The sequence below is a fragment of the Collinsella aerofaciens genome, assembly GCF_039836695.1.
In the GTDB taxonomy this organism is placed as follows: Bacteria; Actinomycetota; Coriobacteriia; order Coriobacteriales; family Coriobacteriaceae; genus Collinsella; species Collinsella aerofaciens_BD.
In genome coordinates, this window is sequence record NZ_JBDPAC010000018.1 from 18,276 (window position 1) to 43,613 (window position 25,338).

Below are 25,338 nucleotides of genomic sequence, written 5' to 3' on the forward strand. Positions count from 1 at the left end.
GGCCTTTTGAATTCAGGCCTTTTAGTTGTCATCGGTGCATATAGACACCAGAGAAGCAAGCTCATCCTCAAGTTGCGGAGCAAAGTATCTAAAAGAAACCTGCGCTCCAGTCGGTATCGACTCAATCATATTCGCAGCATTATCTGAGACTCGGTACGGTGCAGTTTCACCTGTCTTCAAATCCTCTATTGAGCAGACAGCGTCTTCAGCATCAATCGACCTAAGCACGCCTTTTCCTTGTAACATCACATCGGCATGCCCGCCAGCTATTTCTAATGAACCTGAGTCTGTCGCAGTCACTTCTCCGGAACCTCCGCGCGATATCTCTTCCTTTGTTGAACAGCCCACCAATGAAGCCATCAGCACCAAAGACAGGGCTAGACGAATCGCCCTACTTCGAAAAAGTCGTTCCATAAGTCCACGCATAATAGCTCTGATCATACTTCAGGAAGGATAAAGATGAATTCCAGCCGTCCGCTATGCCAATCATCTGCCTTGTCTCTCCAGTTTTCTTACCAGTAAGTGTGGCGTAAGCCTCCGCTGTTACAGAATGGGCTGATCCGTTGTACAAACTCGCATGTAAAACATTCGGTCTATTAGAGTTAATCTCATTTTGAATGCTCGCGATAGCCGGAGAGGAGACAGTGCGGGCGATAAGAGTACTTCCTCTGCTTGCGCAGTAATTTGTAAACCCCGTTGCACAGGTTGATATCGGCGTTCCACCCAAAACAACGCCGGGAACAGTCTGTTCTTCATCGGAAAGAGCATGGGTATTGGTGTAATTCCATATCTGCATATATTGCGAAGGGTCGCTATATAAATTGGCAATGCCATACAGTTCCGCAACGTTCGAAAAAGCTGTCACCATACAAGCATAGTGGGCGGTAAGCCTCTTAATCTCGCTTTCATCATATGACATAAACTGAGAAATGGAACGAAATCCAGATACTGTGTAATCCTGCATTTGAGTTGCGTAAATTACAACATCGTTCCAGCTTGAAGGTTTATTCGATAAAACGACAGGCCGTCCTTCTATGGAAACAGCCGGGATTGTTCTTCCGCAATTTGTTGTTATTGAACCGTCCAAAGATTGCACGCCGAATTCGAATGGATTGATCATTACGACTGGGTTATTGAAAGAATAAGACTCGACACCAAGATCTCCTCCCCGATCCATAGGGCTGACTAAGCCGTCTCCAAAACGATATCCCGTAAGTATTTCATCATCTGAAGCATCTAAAACCAAATAGCCCGCGGCTCTATTGGATGTCACAACCGGAACAATGTAACCAAGCGGGGACCCATCAACATCTACAAAAGGAATAGGGTCAGAAGGCGTATACGAATAGCCGAGGAGTCCCTTTATATATTTATCGGCAAGCTCTTGCGCAATTTCAGAAGTAAATTGTATCTGCTCACCATCAATATTGCCCGTCGAAGCAAAAACCTCTTTCGGACGTGCGGCTAAGGCGACAATTGAAGACGCGACAAGTTGCAGAAAACGACGACGCGAAAGCATATGTTCTTCTTTCTAGAGAAGCGACTTATAAGGTACTCCTATTCTATAATCTTTTTTGTAACGTTACAGCACTGGTTATATTTCAATTCGATTTGCTTATGTCCTTGCAACCCAATGCGTCTTTACGTTTTAAACGGAATTAGAAAATCACTCATAGCAAAAACGGTCTTTAATCCCAAAGAGATAACTTTGATTATGAATCAAACCAGCAGCCAGGGCATAGCTGCAGTGCAATTGCTACAAGAAAGGCCGCCCTTGGTGGCGGCCTTTCTACTTGCTACTAGTCGCGCGTGAGCTTCCTGTGAATACGATGCGGCTGGGCTGCGTCCTCGCCCAGGCGCTCGATGCGGTTGGCCTGATAGGCCTCGAAGTTGCCCTCGAACCAATACCAGTTGCCCGGATTCTCGTCGGTGCCCTCCCACGCTAGAATGTGCGTGGCGACGCGGTCCAGGAACATACGGTCGTGGCTAATGACCACCGAGCAGCCCGGGAACTCGAGCAGCGCCGCTTCGAGCGAGGACAGCGTCTCGACGTCGAGGTCATTCGTGGGCTCGTCGAGAAGCAGCAGGTTGCCGCCCTGCTTGAGCGTAAGCGCCAAGTTCAGACGGTTGCGCTCGCCGCCGGAGAGCACGCCAGCGCGCTTCTGCTGGTCCTGGCCCTTAAAGCCAAAGCTCGCCACATAAGCGCGGCTCGGAACCTCGGTCTCGCCGACCATCATGTGGTCCAGGCCGTCCGAGACGACCTCCCACAGGTTCTTATCGGGATCGATGCCGGAACGGTTCTGGTCGACGTAAGAGATCTTGACGGTCTCGCCCACCTCGAGCTCGCCCGAAGTCAGCGGCTCCAGACCCACAATCGTCTTGAACAGCGTGGTCTTACCGACACCGTTGGGGCCGATGACGCCCACGATGCCGTTGCGCGGCAGGGTGAACGAAAGGTCATCGATGAGCACGCGGCCATCGAACTCCTTGTGCAGATGATGGGCCTCGAGCACCTTGTTGCCCAGACGCGGGCCCACAGGGATGCGGATGTCGGTCCAGTCGAGCTTCTGGCTTGCGCGGGCCTCGGCCTCCATCTCCTCGTAGCGAGCCAGACGGGCCTTGTTCTTGGCCTGGCGAGCCTTGGGCGAGCTGCGTACCCACTCGAGCTCGGCTTCCATGCGCTTGGCGAGCTTGGCATCACGGTTTCCCTGAGCCTCGATACGGGCGGCCTTAGTCTCCAGATACGTGGAATAGTTGCCCTTGTAGGGATAAAGGTGACCGCGGTCGACCTCGCAAATCCACTCGGCAACGTTATCCAGGAAGTAGCGGTCGTGCGTGACGGCCAGAACGGCGCCCTGGTAGTTATACAGGAAGTGCTCGAGCCACAGGATCGACTCGGCGTCCAGGTGGTTCGTGGGCTCGTCGAGCAGCAGCAGGTCAGGAGCCTCGAGCAGCAGCTTGCACAGGGCCACGCGACGGCGCTCGCCGCCAGAGAGCACGTTGACCGGCATGTCGGAATCGGGCAGCTGCAGAGCGTCCATGGCCTGGCCGAGCTTGGAATCGATATCCCAGCCATCGGCGGCGTCGATCTCGTCCTGGAGCTTGCCCATCTCGGCCATGAGGGCGTCCATGTCGCAATCCGGGTCGCACATCTCCTCGCCGATCTTATTGAAGCGATCGACCTTGGCGATCATGTCGCCAAACGCCATGCGCACGTTCTCGATGACGGTCTTGTCGTCGTCGAGCGGCGGCTCCTGCTGCAGGATGCCCACGGTGTAGCCGGGGGTAAGCCTGGCATCGCCGTTGGAGACCTCCTCGATGCCGGCCATGATCTTGAGCAGGGTCGACTTGCCCATACCGTTGGGGCCCACGACGCCGATCTTGGCACCGGGGTAGAAGCTCAGGGTCACGTCGTCAAGGATTACCTTGTCGCCATGGGCCTTGCGAGCCTGATACATCTGGTAGATAAACTCCGCCATTTGCCTGTTTTATCCTTTCTACCTGCTGTTTCTCTATTCTTGTTTCGCCTAAGTGGAAACGAAATGGAAAAACCAGCTCTGAAACGTAACGAAAAAGGGGCATGGTTGCCCATACCCCCTAATACTACCTGGGAAAAGTTCCCCCGGAACATACTATGAACTGCGTACGCTAGTTTTCCGCAACCTTAGCGAGCGGCTCGCTGCGATTTGCGCCACAGCAGATACGAGTAGACGTAGACGGCTCCAACCGAACCAAACGCCAGAACCGCAATCACCGCGGCGACGACTTCACTCGAAAGCACGCTGCCTGCCACGCCCATCACAATCAGGCCAAAGCCCAGCACCATAAAGCAGGCACCGCCAAAGCGCTGCGTACGGCGCCAGTTCTCGGGATTGGCAAGCGCCCAAGGCGTCTTGATACCGAGCGTATAGTTCTGCTTCACACGCGGCAAGTAGTTGCCTGCGCCGATGAACAGCAAACCGACAACACCGGAAATCAGCACGTTGACCGAACCGACCGCCGGCACCACGCCCCAGACCGTAAGCTCTCCCAGCCAGCTTATGGCGCACATGAACAAGGTGAAGGCGATTACGAAGCCCTGATAGAACTTGCCCGAGGTTCGATATGCCTCACCTTTGGGATCGATGCGCGGCACCACGCAGAACATTGCGAGAAGCACCAGAGGCAGCACGCCGAGCGCGGAGGCCATCCAGCTGGGACCCCAACCGTCGACGGCGCCGTTCGCGCCCCAGTGCGTGGGAATCTGCCCAGGCAAGCTCGGCATCACCATGAGATGCGCTACGACATTGGCGACGCACAGAGCGACCAGCGCAATCCACACGCGCGACGATACCCCCGTGGGGTGAATGCCCTTGTTTTCGTTATTCATCCTTATCACCTTCCGTGTTTGTAAAGCCCATAAACCAACCGATCAAGTCCTGCATGACGGTAGTGTTTAAGCTGTATACGATGTTTTGACCATGACGTTCGTCGGTTACCAACCCGGCGTTTTTGAGCGTCGCCAAGTGATGGCTCAGCGACGGCTTACTGATATCGAAATGCTCGGCAAGCTCCCCCGCCGTGCAATTGCCCTCGCGCAGCAACTCCAAAATGCGCCGTCGCGTTGGATCGGCAAGCGCCTTAAAACCCTCTCCCGGCATAAGACCCCCTTTCATCATCTCTCATGACGCGCACACTATACTCGATATTTAGATGTTTGTCTAACTATCTAATACAGGAACATCTATAGAACATTCGTTCGTATTTAGCTACAATGGAAGTTGAAGCAGATGGGCCAGCTCCCTCTACCCGAGAAGGAGATGGACTATGAGTATTGACGATGTCCTGACGTTGTTATTGCTTGTAATCGCGGCTGTGGAGCTCGGCATCCACATTGGAGGTCGAATGAAATAGCCGCCCCCGCGTAATGCGAAGACGGCCACTTCTCACGCTACAAACGTGTTTTGGAGTTGGCCAACCCGCTGCAACGGGTGCCATCTGCTTCAATCTTATGCGAATCCCGACCCCATTTCAACAAGCCCAAGGGCTCAAATGGAATCGCAATAATACCTATAATGGCGATAGCTAAAACACGACCGACTCCCCATCGGAGGATATCTATGACCGAGACCACAGCCGCAGCCGCCATCGAGACACGCGACACCAAGCTCGAGATTATCATGGGCCGCGAGGCACTCGATAAGCTCGCCGATGCTACGGTGCTAGTGCTCGGCTGCGGAGGCGTGGGCTCCAACTGCTGCGAGGCACTCGCCCGCGGCGGCATTGGTCATTTCGTCATTCTGGATAAGGACATCATCGCGCCCAGCAATATCAATCGCCAGGCCATCGCCTTTCACAGCACCGTCGGCAAGCGCAAGGTTGACGTGATGGAGGCCATGATCCACGACATCAATCCCGCCGCCACCGTCATCAAGCGCACCGAATACTTGCTGAGCGACAACATCGATGATTTCTTCGCGAGCGTTTTGGAGCAGACGGACGGCAAGCTCGACTACGTCGTCGACGCCATCGACACCATCTCGGCCAAGCTCACCATTGCCAAATACGCTCAGGACCACGGCATTCGTTTGGTTAGCTCCATGGGCGGGGCCAACAAGCTCCATCCCGAGTGCCTCCGCTTTGCCGACATCTTCGATACGGTGCGTGACCCCATGAGCCGCATTATGCGCAAAGAATGCAAGAAGCGCGGAATCAAGAGCCTGCATGTACTGTTTAGCTGCGAGGAATCGGTTAAGACACAGCCCCGCGATCCTTCCAACATCCACGAGCGCACCGAGCTGGGAACCGCCAGCTTTATGCCGCCCATCATGGGTCAGATGATCGCCGGCGAGGTTATCCGCCAGATCAGTGGCCGCGGTACCGAGCGCGTGCGCGCCGATGGCCAGCGCTTGGACTAGCGGAGCGCGCCGAGATGGAGCCCCGATTATTTGATGCACACTGCCATCTTGATTTAATGGCCCACCCGGACGCCGTTGCTGATGAGGCGACGGCGCTGGGCTTGGGTCTATTTGACTGCGGCATCGATCCACGCGACTTTTCGGCCGCAAACGAGCGCGCTCGTCGCCACCCGGGCATCATCGCCGGCGTTGGGCTCCATCCCTGGTGGCTCGCCGACGAGCGATGCGGCAACGCAGAAATTGACCTACTCTGCCAAATTGCCGCGCAAGAGCGTTTTGTTGGCGAGGTCGGGCTCGACTTTTCCGCTCGTTTTGCCGGAAGTGAGCCGCTACAAATACAGGCATTTGACCGGCTCTGCGATACACTCGTGCAGCATCCTCTTACCGGGCGCGTGATATCAATTCACGCCGTTCGTTCAGCAGGAGCCGTACTGGACGTCCTCGAATCGCATGGACTACTCATCCCAAACTCCGACTCCCCCGTTATCATCTTCCACTGGTTTAGCGGCACTTCGGACGAACTCGTCCGCGCGCGTAATGCGGGCTGCTATTTTTCCGTCAACGAACACATGCTCGCCACCAAGCGCGGTCGCGAATACGCACGACAGATTCCACTCGACCGCCTACTGCTCGAGACCGATGCGCCGGCCGAGTCAAACACAGAAACAAGCGCGCAGTCGCTCATCAGGTCGCTCACAAGGACATCAGAACGCATCACCTCGCTCAAAAACTGCGACGCAAAGCGCATCGAGTCGATAGTTTTAACAAATGCGCGCTCTGTTTTTGACCTTCGCTAACCCCTGGTGTGCAAAAAATGCCAAATATGAGTACTGCTACCGGAATGGATACATTTCTTTTAACTTTCCAACCGCCAGAATAATCCTCGATTGTCCGCTAATTAAAGCTTTTACAGTCATTCATCCTGCGTTTTCGCAAATCTTAAACCCCTCCAGACGCTCAAATCACGTCTGAAGGGGTTGATTTTGCTGCGACTAAATTAGTCACAGTACTCATATTTGGCATTTTTTGCACACCGGGTCCCGGGGAGGCGCCTGCACCTCCCCGGGACCGCTCGGCTATTCGACGATTGGTGCTCCGTGGCCCCAAGAGCCTTCCATGCCGCACACGGTCGAGGCAAACCCGGCAGCAAAGTCGAGCGCACGCTCGATGGCCTCGGCACCATCCTCACCACGCTTGGCGGAATCGAGATAGCACATCAAAAACGAAGTGAGGAACGAGTCGCCCGCCCCCATGGTGTCCTTCATGTCCGTTACCGGCTTAGCCAGCTGGCGGTAATAACGCTCGCCGTCGTAAGCAATGCAGCCCTCGGCGCCCGCCGTAGCCGACACAAAACGCGGACCCAGGCCCTTCACCCATGCCAGACGCTCGCGAATCTCGTCCTCGCTCGCGGCATCCGCCGCACTAAAGAAAGCAAAATCGACGTAGGGTGCAATCTGCTCGTAGTACTCGTCGGTGGAGTCGTCCGAAAAGTCAAAAGAGACCGTGACGCCCGCAGCCTTCAACTTGGGCAGCTCGCGCTCGGTAAAGCAATAGTTGCCCGAATGAACCACATCGAACTGCTTCATGTACGCAAGGTCAAAGCGATCGAGGACATAGCGCGCATCGCCACGGATACCGCCCTCGTTGGAGCCAAGGAAGACACGGTCACCGTCAACGACGGTCACGCGAGCCGCTCCGTTCTCGCCAATCATCTGCTCGCACTTGTCAAGCTCGATACCCTCATCCTCGAGGCTTGCAATGACATGCTCGGCAGCGGCATCATTGCCAAAAATGCCCATGTATGCACAGCGTGCGGCACCGCATTTCTTGGCATAAACGGCGAAGTTCACCGCATTGCCGCCGGGATACATGGTGTGGATATGCTCGTAGCGATCGACGACGTTGTCGCCAAATCCGAGCGCGTTAACGTTAAATGCCATGGCCTTTGCTCCTTCTAGTACTCGACAACACCCATATAGCGACGGAAATCGGGATCGTGATCAAACACCTTGCCGCGTGCAGCACGCAGCTCGCAGTTCATGGCGTAGAACAGCACCGGGTCCAGATAGGCACGGACGCTCGCCGGCACGGCTTCCATACCGTAATCCTTGGCATCGAGCACCATCAGCGTATCGGTATGCGTCTTAAGGAACGCCAGGGCGCGCTCGTCCATAGCACGGCACTCGCTGGAGCCCATCTGCAGGAAGTAAAAAACGCCATCCTGAGTAGCCTCGAAGGGGCCATGGAAGTACTCGGCAGAGTGGATGTAGCTGCAGTGCTGCCACTGCATCTCCATAAGAGAGCAGATAGCGAAACCGTAGGTCTGGCTAAAGTTGGGACCGCTGCCCAGAATATAGAAGAACTCGTGCTCCTGGCAAAGCTTGGCAAAACGATCGCCCAGCTCGGCATTTACCTTCTCACGTGCCGGGGGAAGAATCTTATCCATCTCGGCGATACCGGCATACATATCGGCAAGATCGGCGTAGCCCTCCTGCTGATCGAGCAGCTCGGCCGCAAGCGACAGCGAAATGCCAGCGGGGACCTCAGCCTGCGGCACGCCCTCGCCCCATGGGTAGACCCACGTGGTCCACTTGCCGGAGTCGATCTTAGATCCAGCGTTGTCGGTCTGGGCGATCACCGTAGCGCCGGCGGCAAGGGCAATCTCGCAGCCCTCGACGACCTCCGGGGTGTTGCCGCTGTGGCTGCAAGCGATGACCAGGGACTTCTCGCCCAGACGACGCGGACGCATGATATCGAACTCGCGAGCCGTATAGATATACGAAGTGAAGGTGGTTGCCTCGCGCTGCAGAAGCTCGTGAGCCGGGATCAAATCGATCATGGAGCCACCACAAGCAATCCAGTAGACGCTGTCGAACTTGCCCTTCTCGGCAATTGCCTCTTTGATCAGATCGTGTGCGTTCATATCCAGTTCCTTTCTTGTTTGGGCCGCAATCAATGACGTTGGTTGCGTGGCCGATAGTTGTTTTAGTCAATCAGATATTTCTCGAATGCGGCCATGTTCTTGGCATCAGCCGCCGCCGGGTCATCGTAGTAACGACCGTCCGTGATTTCCTGGCCCAGCATGCCGTCGAAACCATGGGCGTTGAGTGTGGCAACGAAGGCGTCCATATCGTGCTTGCCATCGCCCCACACCAGATGGCCATACGGGTCACCGTCGATAAAGTGCATCTCGTGAATTGCCCCATCACCAAAGGCGGCAAACCAGTCCTCGAGCGTCTCGCCTGCAACGCCCATCGCGGTTGTATCAACCATGGGCTGTAAGTACGGGCTCGCGACCTCGTCAATCATGCGCTTCGCATCGGAAACCGTCGTCACAAGGTTGCTCTCCTCGGGACGCAGGCTTTCCATCGTGAGCACCAGACCGTGCTCGCCGGCATACTCCGCCAGAATGGACAAGTGCTCGCGGCTGCGCTTCCAGGCTTCCTCGCGGTCCTCGTCCCAGTCGCCCCAGCCCGAGTTGATGGACATACGGTCGCACCCAAGTACCTCGGCAAGCTCAATGCCGTGTTTAAAGTACGCCAGACTGCGCTGTTCATGCAGCGGCTTGCGTGCGCAGTACTGCCAAGGATAGACAACGTTCTCGGGGCACAGAGTACGATACCTAAGCCCACGGTCTGCAGCCTTTTTCGCCAGGACCTCAGCCTCAAAGTAGCCCGTATGGTCGAGCGTCACATGCGGCTCTGCGCACCACAGCTCAATGGACTCAAAGCCCAAACGCTGCTGCACATCAAGGAAGTAATCGAGCGACCACATGATGTAGTGGATATTCATGCCCGCAATCTGCTCGCGGCGCAGCGTCGGTTTGGATTCAGACATCTTATGCCTCCTTATTTCGATCGAACACGATTTGTCCGTCCGACATCGTCATATCAACCGCAAGATCGCGTGCGTCGCGATAATCGAGGTCAAACACATCCCGATCGAGCACGCAGATATCGGCAAGCTTGCCGACCTCGAGCGTACCCAGCTCGTCTTCGCGCATCAGATCGTACGCGCCCCCGGCAGTCCAAGCGCGCAAGAGCTCGACAAGCGTCAGCGTGTTGACCTCATTCACAGGCAGTCCGTCGGCGAAGAATCCGCCGCACGCGCTGTAGATTGACTCGCCCAGGCTCGGAATCAGCAGCGGCAAATCCGTTCCACAGCACACTGTGCATCCGGAATCTTCCATGCCGCGGCGATTCCAGCTGTGCAAAAGTCGCGTCTCGCCAATTTGTCGACGCATCATCGACAGGCAATCCTCGCGTCGGTCCAGCGTCAGAATCTGCGGATAGACCTCGCAAATTCCACCTAACTTGCCAAACTCGGCAAGATCGGTCGGGTCAGAGTTCTCGAGATCGGTAATCGCATGGCGGCGAAGCATCCGTCCATGCTCGTCTCGAGGCAGCGAGGCATAGAGCGCCACGGTGCGACGAACGGCGCCATCGCCCTGGCAATGCAAGGAATATCGGAATCCGTCAGCATCAATTGCACGCAGCTCGTTCTCAATCAGATCCCACTCTGGCTCCTCGACGACCGTCTTGCCGGCAGCGCCCGCATCGGCCGAGTCCTCATAGGGTTCTATCATCTCGGCAAGCCCCGCCCATACGCCGCGATCGGTCATACGGTTGAAGCCAGAAAAACGAACGAACGGTCCCCGGAAGCGCTCTCGTGCCTCGCGGGCATATGCAAGATTTGCACCGGCACCCACCGGCTGCGACATCATAGAGACGCGAACCGTCAGCTCACCAGATTTCTCACGGCGAGCCATTTCGTCGGCAAAGCCGTAGTAGTCATCAAACGCCATCTCCTTGATGGCGGTAACGCCGCGTTCGTTAAGCATGCTCATGTAGTCCGAATACCCTGCACGCACCTCGGGCAGCGCGAGGAAATCGCTCATCATGCGCCAGATCTTCTCGGCATAGCACGCCTGGGGTGTGAAGCCGTATCGCGCACTGGCGGCAGCATTGAGAACACAGGTATCCGCGCCCGGTGTAAAGCAGACGACGGGGATATCGCCAAAACACTCGTCAAACACAGCTGCTGTATTTGCGTTCTCGGCATCCGATGCCAACGTTTCGGGTAGGTTGTGGCCAAAAGCCGCCGCGCAATCCGGACGATCTTCTTTCCATGCACGCAAGAGCGACACGGCCTCTTTGGCATCAGCGATGCCGGACAGATCAGGCCCCAACGTCCGCAGCGCCCAGCCTGTATAGAAGGTATGCACATCGATCAGGCCAGGCATGACGGTGCGGTCGCCCAGGTCAACTACCTCGTCCGCCTGGGTCAAATACGAAGCTAGCTCACACTTGGTGCCAACAGCCTCAATTCGATTGCCACGGACCGCTACGAAACCTTCAAACGGCAGGTCCCCCGTACCGGTAAAGACGCTCTTAGACGTCAGGACCGTCAAACGATCAGACATCACAACCACCTACGCCGGAAGCATGCCAGAGATTGCCGTTACGATCAGGCCAAAGACGACCATGAAAATGAAGAACTTCCAAATGGTCTTCCACCATTGACCAAACGAGATCTTTGCCACGGCAAGACCGGCAACCGTCATGCCCGCCACGGGACTGATGGTGTTGATGGTCTGATTAGCAAACTGGAGCGCGGTAACGGCGGCTTCGGGATTGAGGCCCATAAGCTCGGTCAGGGGGCCCATAACGGGCATGGTGAGCGCCGCCAGGCCAGAACTCGAGGGAACCAGCAAAGAGAGCAGGCCAAGGACGATATACATAAACGTGGTGTAGACGGCAGCGGGTGCACCGGCAAGCGCGGTAGCGAGCGCCTGGAGGATGGTGTCGATGATCATGCCGCCCTCGGCGATGACCAGAATACCACGAGCGATACCGATAACGATGGCAGCGTACGCAAAGTCGGCGAGACCCTTAACGAACTCCTCTGCGATCGTCTGCTGGTCAAGGCCGCCCAGGATACCGGCAAGCAAGCCCATACCAAGGAACACGGCGGAAATCTCATTCATGTACCAGCCCTGGGTAACAAGACCCCAGACGATAATGCCCATGCCGCAGGCAAAATCGATAAGCACGAGCTTCTGACGGGTAGTGAACTCTTCCTCGATGGAGGCATCGGTCACGGAAAACTCAACACGCTTGAGCTTATCGTCCTCGTACGTAATGGACGACTCGGGATTTTTCTTGACGCGCATGGCGTAGCGCATGGCCCATGCGATACCGACGGCAGTGAAGATGACCCAAGAAACGGCGCGCAGCCACAGCTGAGGATTGCCCTCGATACCAATGATGCCTTGGGCGATCAAAACATTAAACGGGTCGATGGTCGAAGCACAATATCCCAGGTTAGGACCAAGGAAGCAGATGATGAATGCCGTCATCGAGTCATACCCGATACCCATCATGATGGGAATGAAGATGGCATAGAACGGCAGGGCTTCCTCAGACATACCAAACGTAGTGCCGCAAATGGACAGCAACGTCATCGTGATGGGAATGATGAGGATGTCCTTGTTCTTGAGCTTTTTAATCACACGGCTCATGCCGGCATTCAAAGCGTTGGTCTTGGTGATGATCGCGAACGATCCGCCAATCAATAAGACGAACGCAACGACGTCGGCAGCCTCTTGGATACCCTTGGTGGGCGCTTGCAGAACCGCGAAGATATCCTGGCCCAGATTGATGGTCTCGCCGGTCTCGGAATCGGTGTAGTTCTTATCGACCTGTTCATAAGTTCCAGCAACGGCGACTTCACGCTCGCCCGCCGCTGTCGAAATCGTCTTGCGCTGATACTGACCAGAGGGAACGATCCAGGTCAGGACCGCAAAGACAACGATCAGCAAGAACATGATCGTATAGACATGCGGTAATTTGAACTTAAAACGTCTGTTTGTCTTCTTCGCCTTCGTATCTGACATAGATACCTCCAAAGAACTCGAGAATGCATCACATCTCGCTTCAACGCTTGCACAAGGCAAACGTTCTATGACGTTCTATAGATTACCAGCAGCTTTTCCTGTCATCAAGATAATTTCAAACTGATTGCCGCGACGCGGTTGAACGGTTGCGTTCGCGCCGTGAACGGTATGGAGACGCCCGGTGAGATGATCAACCGGGCGCTTCCATTCGCAATGTCCTAGATGTCAAAAACGTAGCGAGACCCAACGATCCGCTGACGACCGATGATAAACGGCCGCCGCTGCTCATCGAAAAAGAAGGCTTCCATATAAAACAAGGGTTCGCCAACGGGAACTGCCAACAGCCGAGCGACCTCGGGCGACGCGCACGCAATCTCGAGTGTGCACGGGTCGGTAAACGCGGGCGTACGGCCCGTCCGGTTGCGCACAAACTCAAAAATGGATTGGTTAGATAGAGGTGCCGTTGATAGATAAGCGTTGTCCTCGTAAACGTATATGTTGTTCTCGAGCATGACGGGGACTCCATCGGCAGTACGCACACGCTCAACGCAAATCAAATCAGTTCCAACGGGAACACCAAAGAACTGCGCTTCGGTAGAATCCGCCGGCAGTATCTTTCTCGAAATGACGCACGCCCCCGGCTCCATTCCGTTAACGCGGCATGCGTCCGAAAAACTCTGGACGTCATCCTTCTGGCGAATCTTGCGCTTAAGCTTGGGGGCATTGACAAACGTGCCTTTCCCCTGCCGTTTCGTTAGATAGCCCTGCTGGACGAGCTCCTCAATAGCGCGTCGCACGGTAACGCGGCCAACTTTATAGCTCTCAGCCAATTCGAATTCGTTGGGTATCCGCGCGCCCGCCTTGTAGGCACCGGAGTTAATTTCGTTTTTAATGATATCGATAACCTGTTGGTACAGCGGTATCGCTGCTTTACCGTCAGTTAGCCCTTCAGTCGGTGGCATATACCCTCTCCCAGCACAATTAAGTCTAAAGCGGGCCCAAGGGCATTCAGCAAGCCCTTAAGCCCGCATTAGCATTAAGTATGCTTGCTGCCGCACCAAAATGTCGGGTATTTACTCATCTGACCCGAAAAACGCGCAACTACCGCGCTCCTAAGAAAGCGTGAGCAGCTCCGGCAGCTGGTCGATAATCTTGTCCGCGGCATCCTGGCTAAAGCCAAAGCGTTCCTCGCGCTTGGCAATGACTGTCAGGCCGGCTCGCTTGCCGGCAGTGATGCCAGGCACCGAATCCTCGACGCAGCAGCAGCGATTCGCGGGCAGCCCCAGCAGGTCCAGCGCATGCAGGTAGATGTCGGGCTCGGGCTTGCTCTCCTTAAACTGCTCGCCACTCACCACATGCTCAAAGGCATCCGACAGCCCGCATGCGTTGAGCACTTCCTCGATGCTATCCATGGGAGACGAGCTGGCAAGCGCCACGCGAACGCCACGGCGCGGCAGCTCTCGAATCGTATCCACGGCGCCTGGGTTAATCAAAGCCTGATAGTCGCGCGGACGCTTATGCGCCCACTCGTCCCAACGGGCCAACGCTTCCTCGCCAGTTAAATGCCCCTTACCGGCGCGCTCAAACCAATCGACCAGCATACGCAGGAAGAACTGATGCGAGGTACCGACCTGCCCGTTCAACTCCTCTTGAGTCAGGTTAAGCCCAAGCTCCTTGGCAAACGCGGCAGTCTCGCCCAGGTAGTAATACTCGGTATCGACAATCACGCCGTCCATGTCAAAGATAACGGCGTCGAACGGAAATGCGGACACGGCACCCTCCCTAACAAAAGGGCGCCCGCAAGCAGACGCCCGAACCATGCACTATCGGCGATTCTAACCCAGCAGCTTATCCAGCGCCACCGCAATACCGTCTTCGTTGTTATTGGCGGTCACCATCTGGGCTACAGCCTTAACCTCATCGACGGCGTTGCCCATGGCAACACCGGTGCCGGCCCACTCAATCATGGACTTGTCGTTCTGGCCGTCGCCAAACGATACGACCTCGCTGGCATCGATGCCGAGCTTGGGCAGGGCACCCTCGAGCGCGCAGGCCTTGTCGATACCGGGCGCCGTGTACTCAAAGTACCAGTCGGCCGTAAACATGCCCGAAAGCGTCTGCTTAAAGGGCGCATACATCTCCTCGTAATGCGCCTGCAGGTATGCCGGGTCGCCCGCAGTGAGTAGCTTGTCCACGGGATAAGCATCAGCGACCTCATGCAGGCTCTCCACCTCGCGAATCTTAAGATCGCACGCGTCGCGCTCATACTTGACGATATTCTTCTGCGAGCCGTCAGGCAGCGTGATCATGCAATGGTACGAGTCCTCGACATGCAAATCACGACCGAGCGAAATCATAGGGATCACGTCAAAATTACGCAGGTGATCAATCATGCGATGCAATTCGTCGGCAGGCATAGCCTGATCGAACAGCACCTCGTCGGTCTGAGCGTCGACCACATGCGCGCCGTTAAAGGCCACCAGCAGACCGTCATGGTTTTGAAGGTCGAGCTCCTGCGCCAAGGCGTGCAGCCCCCATGCGGGACGGCCCGAAGCCAAAATGAGCTTAATGCCCGACTCCTGCGCCGCAAGCAGCTTCTCGCGCGTACGCGGGCTAATCACTTTCTGGTCGTTGGTGAGCGTACCGTCGATATCCATCGCGATGGCTTTGATTGCCATATGTGCCTCCTTGCATCGTTTTTATCGCGCACTATCTTATCCGAGCCGGGGCACGTTCGCACAGCGCGCGTATGACGGTTGCAAAACCACCCCATTTGAAACAAAGGCAAAAAAAGTACTTGCAAAGACGCGTTCCGACATATAAGTTGATAAAAGACCGCCGTTGCGGTTTTAAGTAGATCGAGCATATGAAGTTTGAGTTTTAGCGTGTAAGAGAAGGAAGATCGGCAAAGTACAACCCCAAACGCAATGACAACTTAATGAGGTAACTGCCACATGTGAGGCGCCCAGGGCATTGCTGTCTCGATTTTGAGCACGATGCCTTCCGCCTTGCATGGGCCGTTCCATCCCGCCCCTGCAGCAACCGCCTCACGGGCTCATTGAAAACCGCATAGCACCCCAACGTCAGCACATCACCCACGGCAAGCACATCACTCACGACAACCAACACATCAACAAACAGCACGAACATCAACCGATTGGAGAAGCTATGACAAACCACCACGCTGAAGACGGCGATAAGAAAAGCATTCTGGATGCCCGCATTGAGCGAGCATATGCAAACGAATATGACGCCGCCTTTGCCGCCGCGACCATCAAGAACTACGCGTCGCTACCGCTCGCGACGATCTTGGCCGACCACCCTCAACTGCTGAAGCGCTGCACAAAGATCATGGGCGACCCCGACATTCGCAAGCTGACAGACCCCTATGCCCCAAAACGCGACAACGATTCGTGCGTTCTTACCGTAGGCTGCCTAGCCCATATGCTTACGGCGCTCGACACGAAACTCAAGCTCGAATGGGAACCCGACGAGCGTCATGAACTCGAAAGCAAGCGGAACACCCTGCGCACCGCACTGTTCCTTCCGTTGGACGGCCTCAAGCGCTGCAACGTCGAGCTCAATACACAGGCGCGGCAAAAGCCTGGGACCACGGGGCAGAAGACTCCAAGACCCCATGCGGCCATCGTCGACCGCAACCGATATAACCGCATGACCGCGCACTTTTCCGCCGAGGGAGCAGCCATAAGGACGCTGATCGACCTGCTGTGCCTCCTGAGCATCAACGAGCTATTTGAGGGCTATCTCGCCCTTGTTCCCGCGACGGCACCCAAGTCGGTAGCAAAGATCATCGAGACCTGCAGACGCCAGTTTGAGCGCCATCGCAATGGCAGCGAGATGAACGCCAGCATCGCGCAGTACTACGCGGCTCATTACAAAAATGACGGATGTGCCCCTGTCGAGCATCAGCTGCGGCTCGCCTACACCACGCCCGTCGCAACGCTCCATCGCTTTGGAGCCCTTGGCGCTTGCGAGCCGCACGAACAGGCAGCCTGCCCCACAACCGAGCTCGATCTCAGGCTCGGACGAACCCTGTAGCCCGCCAGCCCCTCCGCGGGCAACAATCCTATTCCACAACACAACCAACAGAAAGGAGTCCTCATGGACACCAATCATTCCCCCATCATCAGCCCCCTCACCATGCGTGAATCCGCCCGAGGTATCACGCTTACCAGCATTTACGATGAGATGCTCGCCCGTCGCGAGCTCTCCGTCATGGGAAACATCGAAACCCCGATGGCTCACGACCTATGCCAGCAGATCCGCCTGCTCGATGCCACCGACCCCGGCCGCCCCATCACCATATTTGTCGCCAGCGCCGGCGGAAGCGTGCGATCGGGTCTTGCGATCTATGACGCCATGCGCCTCGCATCGTGCCCCATCCGCACCGTCTGCCTGGAATTCGCCGCGTCCATGGGCGCCGTGATCTTTATGGGCGGCGACAATCGCCGTATGGCGCCCCATGCAGAGCTCATGATTCACGACCCGCTGATCCCCCAGGGGGCAGGCGGCTCGGCACTTGCGCTGCAGGAAACCAGCCGGCGTCTCATGCAAACCCGCAAGACCCTCACGCAAATCCTCTCGGACCGCAGCGGCCTCACGCCCAAGCGCATCCAGTCCCTCACTGCAAAAGACACCTACCTTTCGGCCGAGCGCGCCGTCGAGCTCGGCTTTGCCCACGAAATCCTCTCGACCACCAAGGAGGTCGCCCATGTCTAACCTCGCCAGCCGTCTCGCCGCGTCTGAGTCCGCATCGTCCACCATCCTCGCCAAGGATCGAACGCTTTCCTGCGACACCCGCCAAACGGGACTCAACAACAATGCACTTGTAATCGGCCCCTCGGGAGCCGGCAAGACCCGAAACGTCCTCAAGCCCAACCTGCTGCAAATGAACGCAAGCTACATCGTGCTCGACACCAAAGGCACGCTCTGTCGCGAAGTGGGACCCGTGCTGGCAGCCCATGGTTACCGCGTGCAATGTCTCAACTTCGCCGACCTCAACACCGTCCCGGCCCTTGCGCCCGGCATCGAGCGCTGCGGCTACAACCCCCTGAGGCACATTCGCCGCAAGGCGGACGGCAGGCCCAACCAGCAGGACATCCTCTCGGTGGCAAAGGCCATCTGCCCCATCGAGGACAACAACCAGCCTTTTTGGGATCATGCAGCAGCAAACCTGCTGTCGTGTCTTATCGCCTACGTCACCGAACAGCTACCCGCCGACGAGCAGACGATCAGCTCGGTCATCAAGCTGATCGAGCACCTGCAGGACGGTGCCACGGGTCGATTGTTTGACGACCTGATCACGACCGACCCCCAAAGCTATGCCCTCTCGCTATGGCGGCGCTACGCCATTACGCAAAATGCCGAGCGCATGCACGCGAGCATCGTCGGCATCCTTGCCGAAAAGGTCATGTGTCTGGGATTCGACGGTGCGGCACAGCTCTATCGTGAGTGCCATCAGGTGGACTTCGCTTCTATGGGACACACCCCCTGCGCCCTGTTTGTAACCGTGAGCGATATTGACCGCAATCTCGATCCGCTGACCGGCCTCTTTATTTCGCAGGCGTTTATAGGCCTCATTCGTGAGGCCGATAGGCAGCCCGACGGCTGCCTGCCCGTGCCCGTGCGCTTTATGCTCGATGACTTCGCAAATCTGCAGATCCCCCAGATCGACAACGTGCTCTCGATTATCCGAAGCCGCAACATCTGGGCAACGCTGCTGCTGCAGTCGACCAACCAGCTCGATGCGCTCTATGGCGAGGCACGCGCACGCTCCATCATGGGCAACTGCGACACGCATCTGGTGCTGGCGTTCCAGGATCCCGAGAGTGCCCGGGTGTTTTCCGACCGCGCCGACGCGCTGCCCAGCACGCTCATGGCGACGCCGGTCGATCGCTCGTGGCTCTTTGTACGCGGTCGCACTCCCGAACAGGTCGAGCGCTTTAGGCTCGAAGACCATCCGCTCTACGGGGAGCTGCCCGAGGCGCAGCGAGGCCATACGGAGGCCGAGATCTAGGCGCAGGGTTCTCGCAGCGCGCGGCGCCCCGGCGATGTTCCACAAAGGCCGTGCGCCCCGGGACCACGGCAAAGCAAAGGGGCCCGCATCCGATAGGATACGGGCCCCTGACTATAAGGCGCGATGCGTTAACAGCAGCGATTACTTGCGGTGAGCGCAGTAGAACTCGATGAGCGCCTGGGTCGAAGCGTCCTGCTCGGCCTTGGCGGCGTCGTCGTGGAAGGCCGGGGTAATCTGCTTGGCAAGCTGCTTGCCCAGCTCGACGCCCCACTGGTCGTAGGAGTCGATGCCCCAGACCGTGCCCTCGACAAACGTGATGTGCTCGTACAGGGCGATGAGCTCGCCGAGCGCAAACGGGGTCAGCGTGTCGCCAAAGATCGAGGTCGTCGGACGGTTGCCCTCAAAGCAGCGGGCCGGGACGATCTGCTCGGGCGTGCCCTCGGCGCGCACCTCATCGGCCGTCTTACCAAAGGCGAGCGCCTTGGTCTGAGCCAGGAAGTTGCCCAGGAACAGCTCGTGCACGTCCTGACCGCTGTCGGTCGCAGGGTTGGCGGTATTGGCGAAAGCGATAAAGTCGGCCGGGACCACCACGGTGCCCTGGTGCAGCAGCTGGTAGAAGGCGTGCTGACCGTTGGTGCCGGGCTCGCCCCAGAAGATCTCACCGGTATCGGAGGTCACAGCGCTGCCGTCCCAGCGGACGTGCTTGCCGTTGGACTCCATGGTGAGCTGCTGCAGGTAGGCCGGGAAACGGTGCAGGTACTGGCAGTACGGAAGCACGGCGTGGCTCTTGGAACCGAAGAAGTTGACGTACCAGACGTTGAGCAGGCCCATCAGCGCGACGGCGTTGTTCTCGAGCGGCGTGTTGCAGAAGTACTCGTCGATGGCGTGGAAGCCCTCGAGGAACTGCTGGAAGCGCTCGGGGCCGAGCACGACGATCAGCGACAGGCCCACGGCAGAGTCAACGGAATAGCGGCCGCCGACCCAGTTCCAGAAACCAAAGGCGTTAGCGGGGTCGATACCGAAGGCCTCGACCTTCTCGAGTGCGGTGGAGACAGCGACGAAGTGCTTGGCCACGGCCTCGGCGTTCTGCTCATCGGAGCCGTCGATGGCGCCCTGAGCCTTGAGCTGCTCGAGCATCCAGGTCTTGACCTCGCGAGCGTTGGTGAGGGTCTCGAGCGTGGTGAAGGTCTTGGAGACGATGATCACGAGCGTGGTCTCGGGATCCAAACCCTTGAGCTTCTCGGCCTGGTCGTTGGGGTCGATGTTGGAGATATAGCGGCAGTCGATACCGGCGTCGGCATAGGGACGCAGGGCCTCGTAAGCCATGACCGGGCCCAAGTCGGAGCCGCCGATGCCGATGGACACCAGGTGCTCGATCTTTTTGCCGGTAACGCCCTTCCACTCACCGGAGCGCACGCGCTCGGCGAAGGCATACATGCGATCGAGAACCTCGTGCACGTCGGCGACGACATCCTGGCCGTCGACGATGAGCTGGCCCTTCTCGGTTGCCAGGCGGCGCAGCGCGGTGTGCAGGACGGCGCGGTCCTCGGTGGTGTTGATGTGCTCGCCGGAGAACATGGCGTCGCGGCGCTCCTCGAGCTTCACCTCGCGAGCAAGATCGCATAGCAGCTTGACGGTCTCATCGGTCACCAGGTTCTTCGACAGATCGAAGTGCAGGTCACCGGCGTCAAAGCTCAGCTTGTTCACGCGCTCAGCATCGGCGGCGAACCAGGCCTTGAGGTCGATACCTTCGGCCTCGAGCTTCTCCTGATGGGCCTCGAGCGCCTTCCAAGCGGCGGTCGACGTAGCATCGATAGGTGCGGCAACAGTTGCCATAAAGTCCTCCTCAGCATACGGGCGCATGCCTCCATGCGCCCGGACATTCAGATGCCACTATTCTAGCGCAGGTCAAGACCGTAATCAGCGAGCGTTGCCAATCCGCCCCCAAACGGCAACCGACCAAAAAGGGACAGGTTTATTTTGGCAGGTCAAACGCTTTACCTACCAAAAATAACCCATCCCTTTATGGCAGATATTAGGCCGCGGCGCACACACTGCCGAGCAACTCACGCAGAGGAGACCCAATGCCCTCCAGCAGTTCGGGCGCGATGATGGCAAAAACGGGAACCTCACCGGCCCCCACGACGGCAGGCACTTTGCCCTCCGAGACAATACATCCATAAGGGACAAAACCGTCTTCGCCGGCATCGAGCGCCGCCATGCGACGCGCGAGTTCGCGCGCAAAGCCGGCAGTATCGGCATCGCCAATCGCCAATACAAAGTCAACCCCTTCGTCGGTCGCCAGGGCCACGGCTTCGTCGATCAGCTCGTCTCCCCCGTCGCCCTCAACCGAGCCGCAGTGGAAAAGCACGCGCTCGAGCAGAGCTCGATCAAGCGAGCCGAGTGCCGCCGAGACAAGCTCATCACGCGTGTGCTTGTCGCCTCCCAGCACGACCAGTGCCTTAGTGCCGCCATAGTGGGCAACCAATCGCCCGCACCAGCGAGCCACATCCCCATCCGCAACCAAGCGTGTCGGCATACCAAACCCATAATTGACCATCTTTTCCACAACCTTCCGTGCGTATAGGCGGTATCAATCGTTAGGTCCATGCTACGAAGCGAGGTTTTCCGAGCTGTTTCGCACTCTTTAGAGCTGCGTTAAAACCCGATGCAGCCGCACGACCGTACCTGCCAAAACAAACCAGTCCCTTTTTGGCAGGTTTTGACGATGTCCGGACGAGCGGGTATTATCGAACATGCATTCGATAAGAACATGTGTTTGATGGGAGGCCGCGTGGCACACGAGCAGCACACCTACATCTGCATCGACCTCAAGACGTTTTACGCTAGCGTCGAGTGCGTCGACCGTGGGCTCGACCCGCTCACCACCAACCTGGTCGTTGCCGACGAATCACGCGGGCGTACGACCATCTGCCTCGCCATTACCCAGGCCATGAAGGACCTCGGAATCCATAACCGCTGTCGCCTGTTCGAGATTCCCGACGGCATCGACTACATCAAGGCCGTACCGCGCATGCAGCACTACATGGAGGTGTCGGCGCAGATCTACGGTATCTACCTGGAATACGTCAGTCCGCAAGACGTGCACGTCTATTCCATCGACGAATGCTTTATCGACGTGACGCCCTATCTAGACCTCTATCATACCGATGCCAAAGGCTTTGCCTGCATGTTGCGCGACGAGGTCCTCGCACGCACCGGCATCACGGCGACGGTCGGCATCGGCCCCAACCTATTCCAGGCCAAGGTAGCGCTCGACATTACCGCCAAACACGTACCCAGCCGCATCGGCATACTCAACGACGAGACCTTTCGCAAGGAGATCTGGCCCCATCGTCCCATCACCGATATCTGGGGCATTGGCCCCGGCGTGGCAGCCCGCCTCGAAAAGTACGGTGTCTACGATCTGATGGGTGTCGCCGCGCTCGACGAAAACCTGCTTTACGACGAGCTCGGCGTCAATGCCGAGTATCTTATCGACCACGCCTTTGGGCGCGAGCCGACAACTATCGCCGATATCCAAGCCTATCGCCCGCAGGCAACCTCGACTACCACAGGACAGGTGCTCTCGAAAGGCTATGCCTATGAACAGGCCTACACCGTCTTGCGTGAGATGGTCGACAACGCCGTGCTGGACTTGATCGATAAGCACGTGGTGTGCGACAGCATCTCGCTCTTTGTGGGTTATGCGAGCGAACGAGCCGACATACGCCGCCTCGACGCCAGCGGCACAGCGCAATATGTGGACGGATGCGGGCACCTGCGCTCGAGCACGTCGAGCATCGAGCCCACCGCAACCACCGGCCCTGAGCTCGCACCCCGTGCGCCCAAGCCCGTCCAGCGCGATGACGAACGGCGCCGCCTGGTGCGCGAGGCGCAGGCAATCGATGGCATCTTTGTGGGAGAGCATGGCGGCAAACCGCGCGGTGGCTATGCCGCACTCTTTGCGCACTCCAACGCTTCGCGAAAGCTGCCCGAGCGCACCAATTCGTTTAAGAAGATCATGGGCTATTTCGATGAGCTCTGGGCGCAGACTGTCGATCCCAAACGACCGGTCAAGCGTATCAATCTGGGCTTTGGCAACCTCATGCCTGAGGAATTTGTCACCATCGATCTGTTCAGCGATATCGAGGCGGATGAGCGCGAGCGCGACCTGGCGCGCGCCGTCCTGGCCGTAAAGGGCAAGTACGGCAAGAACGCCCTGCTCAAGGGATTAAGCTTTACCACTGGCGCCACCGCGCGCGAACGCAACGATCAGGTAGGAGGACATCGTGCCTAAGTCCCAGCAACAGCCGATGCGGCCACCGACACCTTTTGAACGCCTAGCGGACCCCGAGGGAAGACGTCGCTCCGCCGACCCCAAGCTCACCGCCAACGGCGCCGTCCGCGCCGGCCGTGCCGCGCAGTTTATGCCCTTCGCCGCCCTCACGGGATACTACGAACTCGTGCGCAAACAAGAGATCACCGTCGAACCAAAATGCGAACTCACGGAAGAAAAAGCCCTCGAGCTTTCGGAAAAGCTCGAGGGCCTCAAACGCGGCGACTTGGTGCGTGTCACCTATTACGATACATACGGTTATCGTAGCCGCACGGGCATTCTCGACGAAGTGTTACCCACATTCAAGCTGCTCAAACTCAGGGATATCGCCATCGACTTCGACGACATCCAAGACATCGAACTGCGCGGACGGGCCTAGCCAAGGAAGCGAATCCAGGGCGGCGCTTACAGCGTCATGACGTAGTAACCCGCATCTCTCACGGCCGCCTCAAGGACACCGCGATCGATCGGCCGCTTGGAGCGTACGCGGGCCGTGTGGTCCGCGTACGTCACCGTTGCCCACACACCATCCAGCGCATTGAGGGCATTGGCCACGCTCTGAGCGCAGCCGTCGCAACTCATGCCGCCAATGAGCAGCTCATCGCTATAGGGATAGTGCGACGCATCGGTATCCACCACAACAACCTTTTTGGCCTTCTTGCCGCTCGCGCCATCGCTGCAGCAGCTCTTTCCGTGTGTCGAAGCGACAATACGACGCAGGCCAAAGAACATGCCAACGACAATCACGGCAAGCACGATGGCATTCGCGGGGTTAAGCAAATCTTCCATGCGCTCCCCTTTCTCCAAATACTGATGCCTATACCCCCATGGGGTGTTCCCATCTTACTCCAAACTCGTGTCGGTTCAGTCAATTAGTTTCCCTCTTCATACTTTTTTGTTGACCTTGGCTTACTTTCAGGTATATGTTTTCCTAGGCTAACTCAAAAGGATAGTAGGGCACCATGACTCGAACCATAGACATCCCAACGTTTCAGGCGGCAGTCGTGCGCAACTGCTCCCCCACGCTCGCGGGCATCAAACCGGCATCGCTCTTTACCTATCCCGGCGTCTACGCCCATCAGGATGGTTCGAGCGCGACCGCGCCAATCACAGATCGCCGAGTACGCCTGCTCAACGTTATCGCCCGGTGCAATCACGAGCTTAATCCGTTCGGCATCCATCTGAGCGTTTTGGTCTGGCGCCCCTGCGGGGCGCTCGTATACGCATATCGGCCCAATAGCCTCACCACTTACCTTGCTGACCCCCGCGCCAAAACGACACTCGCCAAGGAGGGCTACGACACCGACAATCTGCCATTATGCCTAGCGCACCTGGCATCGCGTATCACGCTCGCAAGCAATAACGCTGCAGAATGCGCGTGCGGCCAAACCCGATGCGCATTGGACCATCAAGCCAACTGCGGCGACGGCTGCACCTGTGAGTTCCCACACGAAATTGGTTATTTCCTGGGATATCCCTACGACGACGTCCACGAGTTCATCGTCCAGCATGGCGAGAACTACAAGGTCTTTGGACCTTGGAAGGTCTACACGAATGTCGGGCAAGCACTTTTGACGTTCGAATCCTACCGCGCTTGCACGCAGCACCTCACCCATGTCTATCAGCAGGGCCACAGCCTAGCAAAACTTGCCCAGGCAACCCGATAGAGCATACAAACCGCGGCCGCACGCCGCACAAGCGAAAGGACTCAACATGAGCAAGATCGCAGTCGTCTACTGGAGCGGCACAGGCAACACCGAAGCCATGGCAAACTTCGTTGCCGAAGGCGCGGCGTCAGTCGGCGCCGAGGCAGAGGTCATCTCCTGCGCCGACTTCCCTGCCGACAAGGCCGCCGGCTATGACGCCTTCGCCTTCGGCTGCCCCGCCATGGGCTCCGAGGAGCTCGAGTACGATGAGTTCCAGCCGATGTGGGACGAAGTCAAGGAAACCCTCGGCGACAAGAAGGTCGTCCTCTTTGGCTCTTATTCGTGGGCCGAAGGCGAATGGATGGAAAACTGGAAGGCGGACGCCGATGAGGCAGGTGTCAACGTCGTCGATTCCGTCATTTGCTACGACGCCCCCGACGATGAGGGCGAGGCGGCCTGCCGCGCCCTTGGAGCCGAGCTCGCCTAGTGGCAATGAGCTCCGCCCGTAACGCGCTCTGCACCAA

At 57.5% G+C, this 25,338-nt stretch carries 25 protein-coding genes; 9 read left to right on the top strand and 16 right to left on the bottom strand.

Going from position 1 to position 25,338, the window contains the following annotated elements:
- Positions 1–21: 21 nt before the first annotated feature.
- From ABG996_RS08335 to ABG996_RS08355, 5 genes are all read right to left on the bottom strand, one after another.
- Positions 22–414, bottom strand: a complete 393-nt coding sequence (locus ABG996_RS08335) for a hypothetical protein (protein ID WP_347478562.1) — start codon at positions 412–414, stop codon at positions 22–24.
- Positions 392–1,519: a hypothetical protein gene (locus tag ABG996_RS08340; protein WP_148345610.1), complete on the bottom strand. Its 1,128-nt coding sequence runs from the start codon at positions 1,517–1,519 to the stop codon at positions 392–394. The genes ABG996_RS08335 and ABG996_RS08340 overlap by 23 nt, the downstream gene beginning before the upstream one ends.
- Before the next feature lie 280 nt (positions 1,520–1,799).
- Positions 1,800–3,479, bottom strand: a complete 1,680-nt coding sequence (ettA, locus tag ABG996_RS08345; RefSeq protein WP_347478564.1) for an energy-dependent translational throttle protein EttA — start codon at positions 3,477–3,479, stop codon at positions 1,800–1,802.
- Positions 3,480–3,664: 185 nt separating this feature from the next.
- Positions 3,665–4,369 (bottom strand): SdpI family protein, encoded by a 705-nt coding sequence (locus ABG996_RS08350; protein WP_347478566.1) that lies wholly within the window; start codon positions 4,367–4,369, stop codon positions 3,665–3,667.
- Entirely contained in the window at positions 4,362–4,640 is a 279-nt protein-coding gene (locus ABG996_RS08355) for an autorepressor SdpR family transcription factor (protein ID WP_022094448.1), read from the bottom strand. Before ABG996_RS08355 ends, ABG996_RS08350 begins: the two co-directional genes overlap by 8 nt.
- Positions 4,641–5,099: 459 nt before the next feature.
- Between ABG996_RS08355 and ABG996_RS08360 the strand changes: the two genes are divergently transcribed.
- Positions 5,100–5,897, top strand: coding sequence for a tRNA threonylcarbamoyladenosine dehydratase (locus tag ABG996_RS08360; RefSeq protein ID WP_347478567.1), 798 nt, complete (start codon positions 5,100–5,102; stop codon positions 5,895–5,897).
- A 14-nt stretch (positions 5,898–5,911) separates the two neighbouring features.
- Positions 5,912–6,694 (top strand): TatD family hydrolase, encoded by a 783-nt coding sequence (locus tag ABG996_RS08365; protein WP_347478569.1) that lies wholly within the window; start codon positions 5,912–5,914, stop codon positions 6,692–6,694.
- 279 nt (positions 6,695–6,973) lie between these two features.
- Here ABG996_RS08365 and ABG996_RS08370 read toward each other — a convergent pair whose 3' ends face one another.
- The 8 genes from ABG996_RS08370 to ABG996_RS08405 form a co-directional block, all read right to left on the bottom strand.
- Entirely contained in the window at positions 6,974–7,837 is an 864-nt protein-coding gene (locus ABG996_RS08370; protein ID WP_347478571.1) for a PfkB family carbohydrate kinase, read from the bottom strand.
- Positions 7,838–7,851: 14 nt separating this feature from the next.
- Complete coding sequence (locus ABG996_RS08375; protein ID WP_238022805.1) at positions 7,852–8,820, bottom strand: SIS domain-containing protein; 969 nt, start codon at positions 8,818–8,820, stop codon at positions 7,852–7,854.
- A gap of 62 nt (positions 8,821–8,882) precedes the next feature.
- Complete coding sequence (locus tag ABG996_RS08380) at positions 8,883–9,734, bottom strand: sugar phosphate isomerase/epimerase family protein (protein ID WP_117745875.1); 852 nt, start codon at positions 9,732–9,734, stop codon at positions 8,883–8,885.
- Position 9,735: 1 nt separating this feature from the next.
- Positions 9,736–11,319, bottom strand: coding sequence for an amidohydrolase (locus ABG996_RS08385; protein WP_347478572.1), 1,584 nt, complete (start codon positions 11,317–11,319; stop codon positions 9,736–9,738).
- Between the two features lie 9 nt (positions 11,320–11,328).
- Positions 11,329–12,792, bottom strand: a complete 1,464-nt coding sequence (locus ABG996_RS08390; RefSeq protein WP_347478573.1) for a YfcC family protein — start codon at positions 12,790–12,792, stop codon at positions 11,329–11,331.
- Between the two features lie 218 nt (positions 12,793–13,010).
- Positions 13,011–13,754, bottom strand: coding sequence for a GntR family transcriptional regulator (locus ABG996_RS08395; protein WP_035138851.1), 744 nt, complete (start codon positions 13,752–13,754; stop codon positions 13,011–13,013).
- A gap of 150 nt (positions 13,755–13,904) precedes the next feature.
- A complete protein-coding gene (locus ABG996_RS08400; RefSeq protein WP_347478574.1) occupies positions 13,905–14,564 on the bottom strand; it encodes an HAD family hydrolase in 660 nt (219 codons plus the stop codon).
- Positions 14,565–14,627: 63 nt separating this feature from the next.
- Positions 14,628–15,470, bottom strand: coding sequence for a Cof-type HAD-IIB family hydrolase (locus ABG996_RS08405; RefSeq protein ID WP_347478575.1), 843 nt, complete (start codon positions 15,468–15,470; stop codon positions 14,628–14,630).
- A gap of 490 nt (positions 15,471–15,960) precedes the next feature.
- Here ABG996_RS08405 and ABG996_RS08410 point away from each other — a divergent pair, with 490 nt between their 5' ends.
- The 3 genes from ABG996_RS08410 to ABG996_RS08420 all read left to right on the top strand — a co-directional run bounded on the left by ABG996_RS08410 (position 15,961) and on the right by ABG996_RS08420 (position 18,829).
- Entirely contained in the window at positions 15,961–16,851 is an 891-nt protein-coding gene (locus tag ABG996_RS08410) for a hypothetical protein (protein ID WP_347478576.1), read from the top strand.
- 63 nt (positions 16,852–16,914) lie between these two features.
- A complete protein-coding gene (locus ABG996_RS08415; RefSeq protein ID WP_347478577.1) occupies positions 16,915–17,532 on the top strand; it encodes an ATP-dependent Clp protease proteolytic subunit in 618 nt (205 codons plus the stop codon).
- Positions 17,525–18,829 carry a VirD4-like conjugal transfer protein, CD1115 family gene (locus ABG996_RS08420; RefSeq protein ID WP_347478579.1) on the top strand — a complete coding sequence of 435 codons (1,305 nt, stop codon included), beginning with the start codon at positions 17,525–17,527 and terminating at the stop codon, positions 18,827–18,829. Before ABG996_RS08415 ends, ABG996_RS08420 begins: the two co-directional genes overlap by 8 nt.
- Before the next feature lie 141 nt (positions 18,830–18,970).
- Here ABG996_RS08420 and pgi read toward each other — a convergent pair whose 3' ends face one another.
- Positions 18,971–20,665, bottom strand: coding sequence for a glucose-6-phosphate isomerase (gene pgi / locus ABG996_RS08425; RefSeq protein WP_347478580.1), 1,695 nt, complete (start codon positions 20,663–20,665; stop codon positions 18,971–18,973).
- A gap of 199 nt (positions 20,666–20,864) precedes the next feature.
- On the bottom strand, positions 20,865–21,368 hold the full coding sequence (locus ABG996_RS08430; protein ID WP_347478581.1) for an iron-containing alcohol dehydrogenase: 504 nt from the start codon (positions 21,366–21,368) through the stop codon (positions 20,865–20,867).
- 234 nt (positions 21,369–21,602) lie between these two features.
- Here ABG996_RS08430 and ABG996_RS08435 point away from each other — a divergent pair, with 234 nt between their 5' ends.
- The gene (locus ABG996_RS08435; protein WP_347478632.1) at positions 21,603–23,129 is read left to right on the top strand and encodes a Y-family DNA polymerase; all 1,527 of its coding nucleotides are present in this window, start codon (positions 21,603–21,605) and stop codon (positions 23,127–23,129) included.
- Positions 23,122–23,547: a hypothetical protein gene (locus ABG996_RS08440; RefSeq protein ID WP_347478583.1), complete on the top strand. Its 426-nt coding sequence runs from the start codon at positions 23,122–23,124 to the stop codon at positions 23,545–23,547. Before ABG996_RS08435 ends, ABG996_RS08440 begins: the two co-directional genes overlap by 8 nt.
- Before the next feature lie 26 nt (positions 23,548–23,573).
- On the opposite strand, the gene ABG996_RS08445 is transcribed toward ABG996_RS08440, so the two are convergent.
- Positions 23,574–23,957: a heavy-metal-associated domain-containing protein gene (locus tag ABG996_RS08445; RefSeq protein WP_347478584.1), complete on the bottom strand. Its 384-nt coding sequence runs from the start codon at positions 23,955–23,957 to the stop codon at positions 23,574–23,576.
- Positions 23,958–24,130: 173 nt separating this feature from the next.
- Here ABG996_RS08445 and ABG996_RS08450 point away from each other — a divergent pair, with 173 nt between their 5' ends.
- The gene (locus ABG996_RS08450) at positions 24,131–24,835 is read left to right on the top strand and encodes a DUF3793 family protein (protein WP_347478585.1); all 705 of its coding nucleotides are present in this window, start codon (positions 24,131–24,133) and stop codon (positions 24,833–24,835) included.
- Between the two features lie 46 nt (positions 24,836–24,881).
- The gene (locus ABG996_RS08455; RefSeq protein WP_347478586.1) at positions 24,882–25,301 is read left to right on the top strand and encodes a flavodoxin; all 420 of its coding nucleotides are present in this window, start codon (positions 24,882–24,884) and stop codon (positions 25,299–25,301) included.
- Positions 25,302–25,338: the final 37 nt, after the last annotated feature.

What these genes read in the sequence shown, in the direction of transcription:
- ABG996_RS08335 (WP_347478562.1), bottom strand. Translation starts at nt 414, where the DNA reads ATGGAACGACTTTTTCGAAGTAGGGCGATTCGTCTAGCCCTGTCTTTG.
- ABG996_RS08340 (WP_148345610.1), bottom strand. Translation starts at nt 1,519, where the DNA reads ATGCTTTCGCGTCGTCGTTTTCTGCAACTTGTCGCGTCTTCAATTGTC.
- ettA (WP_347478564.1), bottom strand. Translation starts at nt 3,479, where the DNA reads ATGGCGGAGTTTATCTACCAGATGTATCAGGCTCGCAAGGCCCATGGC.
- ABG996_RS08350 (WP_347478566.1), bottom strand. Translation starts at nt 4,369, where the DNA reads ATGAATAACGAAAACAAGGGCATTCACCCCACGGGGGTATCGTCGCGC.
- ABG996_RS08355 (WP_022094448.1), bottom strand. Translation starts at nt 4,640, where the DNA reads ATGCCGGGAGAGGGTTTTAAGGCGCTTGCCGATCCAACGCGACGGCGC.
- ABG996_RS08360 (WP_347478567.1), top strand. Translation starts at nt 5,100, where the DNA reads ATGACCGAGACCACAGCCGCAGCCGCCATCGAGACACGCGACACCAAG.
- ABG996_RS08365 (WP_347478569.1), top strand. Translation starts at nt 5,912, where the DNA reads ATGGAGCCCCGATTATTTGATGCACACTGCCATCTTGATTTAATGGCC.
- ABG996_RS08370 (WP_347478571.1), bottom strand. Translation starts at nt 7,837, where the DNA reads ATGGCATTTAACGTTAACGCGCTCGGATTTGGCGACAACGTCGTCGAT.
- ABG996_RS08375 (WP_238022805.1), bottom strand. Translation starts at nt 8,820, where the DNA reads ATGAACGCACACGATCTGATCAAAGAGGCAATTGCCGAGAAGGGCAAG.
- ABG996_RS08380 (WP_117745875.1), bottom strand. Translation starts at nt 9,734, where the DNA reads ATGTCTGAATCCAAACCGACGCTGCGCCGCGAGCAGATTGCGGGCATG.
- ABG996_RS08385 (WP_347478572.1), bottom strand. Translation starts at nt 11,319, where the DNA reads ATGTCTGATCGTTTGACGGTCCTGACGTCTAAGAGCGTCTTTACCGGT.
- ABG996_RS08390 (WP_347478573.1), bottom strand. Translation starts at nt 12,792, where the DNA reads ATGTCAGATACGAAGGCGAAGAAGACAAACAGACGTTTTAAGTTCAAA.
- ABG996_RS08395 (WP_035138851.1), bottom strand. Translation starts at nt 13,754, where the DNA reads ATGCCACCGACTGAAGGGCTAACTGACGGTAAAGCAGCGATACCGCTG.
- ABG996_RS08405 (WP_347478575.1), bottom strand. Translation starts at nt 15,470, where the DNA reads ATGGCAATCAAAGCCATCGCGATGGATATCGACGGTACGCTCACCAAC.
- ABG996_RS08410 (WP_347478576.1), top strand. Translation starts at nt 15,961, where the DNA reads ATGACAAACCACCACGCTGAAGACGGCGATAAGAAAAGCATTCTGGAT.
- ABG996_RS08415 (WP_347478577.1), top strand. Translation starts at nt 16,915, where the DNA reads ATGGACACCAATCATTCCCCCATCATCAGCCCCCTCACCATGCGTGAA.
- ABG996_RS08420 (WP_347478579.1), top strand. Translation starts at nt 17,525, where the DNA reads ATGTCTAACCTCGCCAGCCGTCTCGCCGCGTCTGAGTCCGCATCGTCC.
- pgi (WP_347478580.1), bottom strand. Translation starts at nt 20,665, where the DNA reads ATGGCAACTGTTGCCGCACCTATCGATGCTACGTCGACCGCCGCTTGG.
- ABG996_RS08430 (WP_347478581.1), bottom strand. Translation starts at nt 21,368, where the DNA reads ATGCCGACACGCTTGGTTGCGGATGGGGATGTGGCTCGCTGGTGCGGG.
- ABG996_RS08435 (WP_347478632.1), top strand. Translation starts at nt 21,603, where the DNA reads ATGTGTTTGATGGGAGGCCGCGTGGCACACGAGCAGCACACCTACATC.
- ABG996_RS08445 (WP_347478584.1), bottom strand. Translation starts at nt 23,957, where the DNA reads ATGGAAGATTTGCTTAACCCCGCGAATGCCATCGTGCTTGCCGTGATT.
- ABG996_RS08450 (WP_347478585.1), top strand. Translation starts at nt 24,131, where the DNA reads ATGACTCGAACCATAGACATCCCAACGTTTCAGGCGGCAGTCGTGCGC.
- ABG996_RS08455 (WP_347478586.1), top strand. Translation starts at nt 24,882, where the DNA reads ATGAGCAAGATCGCAGTCGTCTACTGGAGCGGCACAGGCAACACCGAA.